This is a genomic window from Xanthomonas sp. NCPPB 2933 (genome assembly GCF_056725225.1).
Map to the genome: position 1 here is coordinate 1,765,958 of NZ_CM161518.1, position 11,208 is coordinate 1,777,165.

The window sequence follows — 11,208 nt, forward strand, 5'->3', positions numbered from 1 at the left end:
TATGACGATCCTGACCGTTGTCCGGACCTTGAACGAGCTTGGTATCTTCCCCTACCTGGAAGACGGCAAGCTCAAGACTCGCTCCGACGCCCCAATTTCCGATTCGGAAACCGTGGCGCTGATCCGCGCCCACCGCGATGAACTGATCGGCTTCCTGGCCGGAACAGAGGGAGAGATCAGGCAAACGACGCCGATCGTGCCGATTGCCGACCGTGCAGCGCCTACGCCGCTGTCCTTCGCCCAGCAGCGGCTATGGTTCATCCATCAGCTTGAGGGGGGAAGTTCCCAGTACAACATCAATATCAATCTGGTGCTGCGCGGTGCGCTGGACATGGAGGCGCTGCGCCGCACGATCGACACGATCGTCGCCAGACACGAAACCCTGCGCACCCGCTTCATCCAGGACGACAAAGGCGAGGTCTTGCAATTACCCGCTGCCGCAGGCCCGGTACCGGTGCCCCTGGTGGAGCTGGATGCCTTGCCAGAACAGGCACGCTGGGAGGCGGTAGCCGAACACAGTCGCGCCGAGTCAGCATGCAGTTTCGACCTCGGCGATCCGCTACTGCTGCGAGTGATGGTGCTGCGCGTGAGCAGCGACGAATATGTGGTGCTGTTCGTAACCCACCACATTGCATCCGACGGCTGGTCGAAAGATGTGCTGGTTGATGAATTCTGCCGACTGTATGCCGCCTTTCATGCTCATGGCGAGAATCCGCTGCCGCCACTGCCGATCCAGTACCGGGATTACGCCGCATGGCAGCGCGAGAAATTGACAGGACAAGCGCTGGAGACGCAACTGTCGTGGTGGATGGCGCGGCTAGCTGGACTGCCTCCGGTGCATGCGTTGCCGCTGTCGTGGCCAAGGCCGGCGCAGCAGCGCTTCGAAGGTGGCATGCTGCGCATGCAGGTGCCGGAAGCGACCGTGCACCAAGCGCGCGCCTGGTGCATTACAAGAGGCATGACGCCTTTCGTGCTGATGCATGCCGCATTCGCGCTGCTGCTGGGGAGGATGGGCGGCGAATACGATGTGGCGGTAGGCACGCCCGTCTCCGGGCGCGTGCATCCGGACCTCGAACATCTGGTTGGCTTCTTCATCAACACGCTAGTGCTACGCACCCGCATCGATCCGGCGCAGGACTTCCACAGCTACGTCAACGCCAGCAAGCGCGACGTTCTTGACGCTTTCAGCCGGCAGACCATGCCGTTCGAGTTATTGGTCGACGCGATCAATCCCGAGCGCAGTCTCAGCTACAGCCCGCTGTTCCAACTATTGTTCTCTTACCACAGCGGCGTAGCGCGTGACATCGTCTTGCCGGATCTGCAAGTCGACTCACTGGAGCAGGCAGACAGCACCAACCAGTTCGACATGGAATTCAACGTCGCCGACGACGGCGACCGCATGCAACTGGGCATTTCCTACAACACGACACTGTTCGACGCAGGCATGATCGCGCAGCTGGCATCGAATTTCTGCGTGCTCCTCGCCGCGGGGCTGCAGACGCCTGGTTGCGCGGTGGCGGATCTGCCTTTGCTGGATGACGCCCAGCGCTTGCGCATGCTCGAGCGCAACCATACAGACGTGGTCCCGATGCACACCGGATGCGTCCACGCCTGCCTGTCCGCAATGGCCGCCGCCCGCCCCGATCTACCGGCGGTGGTCGCTGCCGACGGGGAACTGGATTTACTGACGCTGGAGTGCGTAGCCAACCGCCTTGCGCATTATCTAGTCGAACGCGGCGTGCGGCCGGGCGACCGGGTCGGCATCTGCCTGCGACGGTCGCTCGATCTGCCCGTGGCACTGCTCGCGGTGCTCAAGGCTGGCGGCGCCTACGTGCCGATGGCGCCGGAAACGCCCGAGAGCCGGCTGTTGCACATGATCGAGGACGCCAGCATCCAACTGGTGCTTACGCACTCGGAACTGTGGGACGCGCTGTACTTTGGCGACAGCGAGGCGATACCGATGGACCTAGTCGGGCCCATGCTGGAAGCGCAGCCTGAGAGCCCGCCCGATGTGCCGGTCGATGCGAACGCCGTCGCCTATGTCTTGTACACCTCAGGTTCGACCGGACAGCCCAAGGGCGTCGCGGTACCGCATCGTGCGCTGATGAACTATCTGGACTATGCCGCACGCCAGTACTTTAGTGGCGACATCGGCGGTGGCGTGGTCGCGACGCCGTTCGCATTCGACGCCACGGTGACGACCCTGATCGCACCATGGTTTGCCGGCTTGCCTAGCTGCCTGCTTGACGACGAGGCCGAGCTTTCCCTGGAGCAACTTCTGGAGTACGCGACGCGTTCGCAACCGATGCTCTTCAAGCTGACTCCGGCGCATCTGGACGCGCTTGCCCACCTGTCGCGGCAGCCGGTCTCGAATACACGCCACGTGCTGGTGGTCGGCGGCGAACAATTGGCGGTACGCGTGCTCGAGCGTTTCCGCGCGCGGGTGCTGCCGAACGCGGTCGTGGCGAACGAATACGGACCGACCGAGACGACTGTTGGCTGCAGCATCTTCCTTTCGCAACCGCACGAGGACATCGCAGGCACCGAGGCGGTACCGATCGGCCGCCCGATCCAGAACACCATGCTCTACGTGCTTGACGCGCACGGGCAACCGGTGCCGGATGGTGTCATTGGCGAGCTGTACATCGCTGGCGCTGGCGTCGCCGATGGCTATCTGAATCAGGATGCATTGACCTGTGCGACATTTGTGCCCAATCCGTTCTCCGGCGAGGGCCGGATGTACCGCAGCGGCGATATGGTGCGCTGGAGGCGCGACGGCGAACTGGAGTTCATCGGTCGCGCGGATGGCCAGGTCAAGCTCAACGGTTTTCGCATCGAGCCGGGCGAGATCGAGGCCAACTTGCTCGCACATGCCGCAGTGGAGAGCGCCTGCGTGATGGTGCATGCCGACAACGCGGGCACGAAGCGGCTTGTTGCCTATGTAGTGCCCAGCGAGGCGGGACCTGCCGGTGGGCAAGACGAAAGCGAGCTCGAGCGCTGGCGTTATCGATACGTCCATGATCTGCGCGCGGCTGCGCGCGGCAGCCTGCCGGACTACATGTTGCCGGCGGCCTATGTGCTGCTGGGCGCGCTGCCGCTGACAGCAAACGGAAAGGTGGACCGCACCGGGCTGCCCGCGCCGGTCGGCGAAGATTTCGAAAAAGAGGCCTTCGCCGCCGCGAGGACCTCGACTGAAATGGTCTTACTGGAGACCTGGCGACGTCTGCTTCAACTGGATACGATCGGTATCGACGACCACTTCTTCCGTATCGGCGGACATTCGTTACTGGCCACACGCGTGGTCGGCGAGATCGCCGAACGCTTGCGTCGGCGCGTGCCGGTACGCAGCATGTTCGAATATCCGACCGTGCGCGAATTGGCCGCGCACATCGATGCGCAATCGGATGCGGACTATCTGCCGATCGAACGTGTTCCGCATCACGGCGTCCTTCCGCTTTCTTACGGGCAACAGCGGCTCTGGTTCATCGACCAGTTCGGCGGTGGCAGCCGTCAGTACCATATCTCGTCGGCGTTACGCCTGACCGGCGCGCTCGACCGCGATGCCTTGCAAGGCGCGCTGGATGCAATCGTCGCTCGCCACGAAACGTTGCGCAGTCGGTTCGTGGCGGTCGCGGGAGTGGCTTCGCAGATCGTCGATCCTCCGATGCCGGTGCGGTTGCGTACGTTCGATCTAGCGAAGGTGCCGCAGGACTTGCGCGAGGCGCAGATGACGAAGCTTGTCGCCGACGAAGTTTCGGTGCCTTTCGACCTTGCGACCGACCCGATGCTGCGTGTGCTACTGGTGCGGATGGCCGAGGACGAGCATGTCTTGGGTCTGACCATGCACCACATTGCCTCGGACGGCTGGTCCACCGGGGTGCTGGTCCGCGACTTCGCCCGCTTGTATGCAGGACTGCGCAACGGCGCCAGCGTCGCCCTGCCGCCGCTGGCAATCCAATACGGCGACTTTGTGTATTGGCAGCGGCGTGTGCTGTCGCCGGAGGCATTGAGGCCCCAGCTGGCTTATTGGAAGCAACAGCTTGGCGATTTGCCCCGTGTTCACGGATTTCCGATGGATCGTGCGCGACCCTCGGTTCAGGACTACGCTGGTGCAGCGGTGGAGCGCCGGGTCAATGCGGTGCTGTCGCAGACACTGAATGAACTATGCATCCGTCAGAACGCCAGCATGTTCATGCTGCTGCGGGCCGCGTTTGCCTTGCTGATCTCGCGTTGGAGCGGAGAACACGACATCGCGATCGCCTCCCCGTCGGCGGGGCGCACCCGCCGCGAGCTGGAACCGTTGGTGGGCTTTTTCATCAACAGCCTGATCCTGCGCACCGACCTGTCCGGTAATGACTGCTTCCGTGGACTACTCGATCAAGTGCGGCGTTCCACGCTCGACGCGTTCGCACACCAAGCGGTGCCGTTCGACATGCTGGTCGATGAGCTCAAGCCCGAGCGCAGCCTCAATCATGCACCTTTGGCCCAGATCAGCTTCACATTGCACAATCTGGAGGACGCGCGGCTGGAATTGCCGGGGTTGGCGCTGTCGCACGTCGACGATGGCGATCCGGTGGCGCGCTTCGACATCGAATTGCACGTGTTCGAAATCGACGGAGAACTGCATACGCGCTGGATCTACGCCACCAGTCTGTTCGATGCCGGCAGCATCGAGCGCCTGGCCGACAGCTTTGCTGTATTGCTCGATAGCATTGCGCAGGCGCCGGACCAACCGGTCATGACGCTGCCGCTGCTGCCACCGCCAGACGTCGCGAACCTCGAAGCGTGGTCGGGGCCGGAAGTGGAAGCATTGCCCCCGGGTTGCGCGCACCACCTGTTCGAGGCTCACGCCGCACAGACTCCGCAGGCCCTGGCGGTAGCGTCGGAGGGCCAACGCCTTTGCTATGCGGAATTGAACACTGCTGCCAACCAAGTAGCGCATTGGCTGCGGGGGCAGGGCGTGGGCCGTGGCCACCAAGTCGGCCTATGCGTAGAACGTTCGCCAGAAATGCTGGTCGGATTGCTCGGCATCCTCAAGGCTGGTGCCGCCTACGTACCAATGGATCCCGCCTATCCGCAGGAGCGGCTAGAAGCGATGCTGAGCACTGCTGGCGTGGAACTGGTGCTGACTCAGCAATGCGTCCTTGAGACCTTGCCACTCCTCGGCGAGCGCACGGTGCTGCCACTGGATGGGCAGTTCCGTAAGCTGTTGCTCTCCGGCTGCAGCGGTGACAATCCGACCGCGGAGGAGGTCGATGTCGAAGCGGATGACGCGGCCTATACCATATTCACGTCCGGATCCACCGGCGTACCCAAGGGGGTTCTCATCGCCCATCGCGGCATGGTCAACCTTGCCGCCTACCAGCGGCAGGCGTTCGCTCTGGACACGGACAGCCGCGTGATGACCTTTGCTTCCATCTGCTTCGACGGCGCGGTCTTCGAGTGGCTGATGGCGCTAGCCAGCGGCGGCAGCCTGCATATCTGCCGCGACGACGACCGCAAGTCGGCTCAACGCTTGGCCGCGTTCTTGGTTTCCGAGCGGATCACCCACGGCTGGATCCCGCCGGCGCTGCTGGCGCAGGTGCCAATGGACCGCGACTACGCGCTGCGGGTGCTGATCGTTGCCGGCGAGGCCTGCGAGGAAGGTCTGGCATGGCGCTGGGCAGAGCGCTGCCACGTGGTGAATTCCTACGGGCCCTCCGAGGCTACCGTGGCCGCCACGCACGCCGATGTATTACCGGGCAGGCCGATCATGCTTGGCCGCGCGCTTCCTAATGTGGAACTACGGGTCGTCAACGCGGTCGGCCAGCCGCAACCGGTAGGGGTCGCGGGAGAACTGTGGCTCGGCGGTACGGGCTTGGCGATCGGCTATCTGGGGCTGCCCGCGCTGAGCGCCGAACGCTTCGTTCCGAATCCCGATGGCGAGGGCCGACTCTACCGCACCGGCGATCTCGTACGCTGGAACAGCGCTGGCGAGCTTCAGTTTCTCGGCCGTGTCGACGATCAGGTCAAGGTCCGCGGTTTTCGCATCGAGCTTGGCGAAGTCGAAACCCATCTGCTTGCGCACTTCAGTGTGCGCGAAGCGGTGGCAGTGGTGCGGGAGGACACCGGCGATCCCCGCCTCGCGGCGTACGTGGTCTGCGACCAGGACATCGGCAGCGACGAGGAGGCGCTGCTGGCCAGGACATTGCGTGAGCACATGAAGGCACGCGTACCGGATTACATGGTGCCGTCGGCCTTCGTGCTGCTGACCGCCATCCCGCTGACCAGCAACGGCAAGGTCGATAAGCGACGGCTACCAAAGCCCGATTACGAGGCGCAACAGGTCTACGTGGCACCAAGCGGTGAGGTCGAGATCCGTCTGGCAGAGATTTGGCAGCAGGTGCTGCGCGTCGAGCAGATCGGCGTAAACGACAACTTCTTCGAGATCGGTGGAGATTCGATCCTGTCGATCCAGGTTGTGTCTCGCGCCAAGCAGGCCGGTATCGCAATCACCACCAAGCAGCTCTTTAAGGCACAGAGCGTGGCCGAACTCGCCAAGCTGGCGGCTACAAATGACGTGTCGCTGGTGAGCGCGCCGCAGGAGTCTGTACAGGGCGACTTGCCGCTGCTGCCCATCCATCGCCTGTTCCTGGACGCCGAATCGCGCGATCCCCAGCATTACAACCAAGCCGTGTTGTTGATGACGCCACGGGATCATGCGATGGACGTCTTGCCGACCGTGGTGGAGGCGTTGTATCGCCGCCACGACGCGCTGCGCCTACGCTTCCGCCAAGAGGCGGGCCAGTGGCGGGCAGCGCATTCGCCGCTGGATGCCGTAATGATCGCCGACAGCTGCATCGTCGAGCCGCTGCCCGAGGCTGGCGCCGATTTTGAGGAGCGCCTTGCAGCGCGATGCACACATTGGCAACGCGCATTCGATCTCGCCGCTGGTCCACTGCTGCGCGCAGTGCATTTCCAGTCGCACGACATCCGCCCGGGACGACTGCTCCTGATCGTGCATCACATCGTCGTCGACGGTGTGTCGTGGCGCATCCTCCTTTCCGATCTCGAACGAGCCTATGAGCAATGCCGTGCCGGACAAGCCGTCATGCTCGATGCTAAGACGTCGTCGTTCCAGCAGTGGAGCGAGGCGATGTCGCACTACGCGACATCGCAGGCGCTGCATGCCGAGCGCGGATTCTGGCTGAGCCAAGCCAAGGTTGCGGCACCGCTGTTGCCTGTAGACCGCCGCATCGACGGTTTCGGTCAGATCGCTAGCACCCGTACGCTAGCGATCGGGCTGGATGAAGAACACACGCAAGCCCTGCTGCAGCATTGCAACGCGGCCTACCGCACCCGAATCAACGAGCTGCTGTTGGCCGGCGTCTATCTGGGCATGCGCGCCTGGACAGGGGAGACCACGTTGCGCATCCGTCTGGAAGGCCACGGTCGCGAGTCCTTGTTCGACCATCTTGACACCACCTCGACGGTGGGCTGGTTCACCAGTGTCTATCCACTGACTCTGAGCGTGCTGCAGACGGAGATTGGTGCCACGATCAAGGTGATCAAGGAGCAGTATCGGGCCATTCCGAACAATGGCATTGGCTATGGCGCACTTCGCTATCTCGCACGCGACGCGGAATTGACTGCCTCCGACACGCATGTGCCCGAGCTTGAGTTCAACTATCTCGGCCAGTTTGACAATGTATTGAACCATGACACCGTATTCCAGCCTGCGATCGAAAGCGTCGGCGAGAAGATCTCCGGCCGCCGCTGCCGCATGCACCAGATCGGCTTGTCCGGAAAGGTATTCGGCGGATGCCTGAGCTTCGTGCTGGACTACAGCGACCAACAGTACGACGAGGCCACCATGCAGCGGCTAGCCGACTTGATCTCGGCAGGCTGGACGCGCGTGATCGCCCATTGCCTGCGGAGCGACGCTTCCGGTTTTACTCCCTCCGATTTTCCGTTGGCCAGCGTCGGTCAGGATCGGCTCGATGCCTGGAACAGGCGCTACCCATCGCTCACACGGCTCTATCCGGCTACGCCGATGCAGGCTGGGTTGCACTTCGAGAGCCAGATCGACCCGTCGACCTATGTAGTACAAACGTCGTTGACGTTCCACGGCGTACTGGACGCAGCCGCGTTTCGCCGCGCTTGGCAGGGCGTGGTAAACCGCCATGACATCCTGCGTACCGCTCTGGTTGATGACGAGGAGACGTTGTACCAGGCGGTGTCCGCGCAGGCCGAGCTGCCATGGCACGAAGAGGACTGGCGATCGCTTCCGATACGTGAGCGGGAGGCGCGGTTGGAGGCCTACCACCTGCGCGACCGCGAGCAGGGACTGGATTTCGAGCAAGCACCGCTGATGCGCGTGGCGATGTTCCGCATGGCTGACGACTGCACGCACGTCCTGTGGACGACCCACCATGCGATCGTCGATGGCTGGAGCAGCCCGTTGATCCAGCGCGATGTGATCGCCTTGTACAGGGCCGAAGTGGCGGGCTATGCGGCTGCGCTGCCCAATCCGCAACCCTATGAGCGCTACATTGAGTGGCTGCAGCATCAGGACGATGCGTCCGCACGTATGCATTGGCAAGCGATGCTGGGCGAGGTCGAGGTGCGCGCGCCGCTCTCGGCGCTCCGCCATGATCTCGATGGTGACCCCGCTCCACGCGAGTACCTGCTTGAACTCGGTCAGCCCGAGACCGCTGCATTGCATCGTCTCGCGCAGCGCTGCAGAGTCACGCCCAACACGGTCGTCCAATGGGCCTGGGCGTATTTGCTGCATCGCTACAGTGGCGCTGCACAGGTGGTGTTCGGCGCCACCATCTCCGGCCGCAGCCCGGAGGTTGCCGGCATCGAGGAGATGGTCGGCCTATTCATCAACACGGTGCCGGTGTCGGTCGCATTCTCGCCGGGCCTAGCCCTGGCCGATGCGTTGCACACCCTGCAGCACGATTTCCAAGCTTGCAGCGACCACGGCCATCTGCCGTTGGCGGATATCCAGCGCCTGTCGGGGGTGCCGGCGGGCATGCCGTTGTTCGACAGCCTGCTGGTGTTCGAGAACCTCGCGATCAATGTCGGGGCAGAGGCAGAGGCGATGAGTCCAGCGCTGCAAGTGGAGTTTTCCGCGAGTCAGCGCCGCACGCAGTACACCATGACCCTGATCGCCACGTTGGACGAGCGCTTGCGCGTGCGCATGGGCTACCGCGCCGACCAGCTCGACGATGCAACCGTGACGCGTCTGGCAGGACACTTCGCGTCGGTGCTTTCATCGCTGCCGGCGCTAGCGTCCGATTCCACGGCGGCGCCCTCGTTGCTGGATGCACAGGAGCGTCGCTTACTAACGGCATGGCAAGCACCCGTGCGTGCATACGCTCAGAACGCGACTATCCACGGGCTCTTCGAAGCCCGCGCGGATCGCCATCCCGATGCCGTCGCGCTGATCCATGGCGAGCAGCAGATGCGTTACGGAGAACTGGAGTGCAGTGCCAACCGTGTAGCGCAGGATCTGGCGTCGCGCGGCATCGGACGCGGCCAGGCGGTTGCGCTTTTCGTGGACCGCAGCCCGAGCTATGTGGTTGGCTTGCTTGGCATCCTCAAGTCCGGCGCCGCCTATCTGCCTATCGACATCGACGCTCCGGCCGCACGCATCGCGGCAATGCTGCGCGGCAGCGATGTGCGCTGCGTGCTGACGCTGCCTGCGCTGACGGGCGACAGTGTGCTCGACGGAATCGAGGTGATGCTGCTCGACTCGGAACCGGCGTCTTCGGATCGACCCGCGGGACGCTTGGACGCAGGAGTGGATATCGACGATCTCGCCTTCGTCATGCATACCTCCGGGTCAACTGGCGAGCCGAAGGGCGTGCAGTTGAGCCATCGCACCATCGTCAACCTGATGGCATCGATGGCGGCGCGCTATCCATCACTCGCGGAGCCATCGCCGAGCCTGCAGTTTGCCTCGATCGGTTTTGATATGTCGCTCTACGAGGTGGCCGGCGCCTTGTTCAGTGGCGGCCCGTTGGTACTGCTCGGGGATGACGATCGTCTCGACACGCGGCGGTTGCTGGAAACCATGCGCAGCGAACGTGTTGCGCGCGCATACCTGCCCACGGCGATGATCGAGCATTTCGCGCAGACTGCGCTTGAGGTCGGAATCGAGCTGCCTGATCTGAAGTGGCTGCAGGTTGCAGGTGAGCAGCTGGTTGTCTCGAACGCGCTGCGTGTCTGGGCTACTCGCAGCGGCTGCACGCTGCTCAACCTGTATGGTCCCACCGAGAGCCATGTGGTCAGCGAGCATGCGCTCGACGGCAATCCCGCTGCCTGGCCGTCGCTGCCGCCGATCGGCCTGCCAATCGACAACGTCGTGCTTCAGATTGTAGATGCTGCGGGACAACCGGCGCCGATTGGCGTGGTGGGCGAACTCTATATCGGTGGCGATGGTCTTGCCCGCGGCTATGTCGGCCGCGCCGATCTGACCGCCGAGCGCTTCGTCACGCTGCCGATCGATGACGGTCAGGTCCGGCGCTTTTATCGCAGCGGCGATCTTGCGCGCTGGCGCGCCGATGGTCGCATCCAGTACATGGGCCGCGCCGATCGGCAGGTTAAGGTGCGCGGCTTCCGCATCGAGCCAGCCGAGATCGAAGCGCGACTTTGCGACCACCCCAGCGTATCCAACGCGCTGGTGATCCCGGTCGGCGACGGCGCAGATCGCCGGCTTGTGGCTTATGTTGCCGTAGGCGATGCGGAGCAAGCCACGTTGGTGGCGGAAGTGCGTGCACTTCTGCAATGTCATCTTCCGCACTTCATGATGCCATCTGCCTTTATGGTGGTGCCTGTGCTGCCGTTGACGGCTAATGGCAAGGTGGATCGTCGTGCATTGCCGGTGCCCGAGGGGATCGCAGACCAGGCCCGTGTAGAGCCTGCGACCGACACGGAGCGCCGGCTTGCTGCGATCTGGGAGCAGTTGCTCGGCGTGCAGGCGGTCGGTGCGACGGATCGGTTCTTCGAACTGGGCGGACATTCTCTGCTGGCAATGCGAATGCTGTCGAAGGTGGCGTTGGAGTTCGGCTTCACCCTGAAGATCAAGGATGTATTCGCCTACCAGAGCGTGGCGCTGCTAGCGCAGCTGATTGATGCCCTGACCGCTGGTCTGGCCGATGCGAGTGCGAACGAACCCGAGCGCGATGACGAAGCGCTCGAAGAAACGGAGTGGTGACACGG

The 11,208-nt window shown here is 63.4% G+C and carries 1 protein-coding gene; it reads left to right on the plus strand.

Features of this window, described 5'->3' with window-relative positions; genetic code table 11:
• Nucleotide 1: 1 nt before the first annotated feature.
• Nucleotides 2-11,203 (plus strand): amino acid adenylation domain-containing protein, encoded by an 11,202-nt coding sequence (locus AC1PLU_RS07200; RefSeq protein ID WP_481108067.1) that lies wholly within the window; start codon nucleotides 2-4, stop codon nucleotides 11,201-11,203.
• The last annotated feature ends 5 nt before the right edge of the window (nucleotides 11,204-11,208 follow it).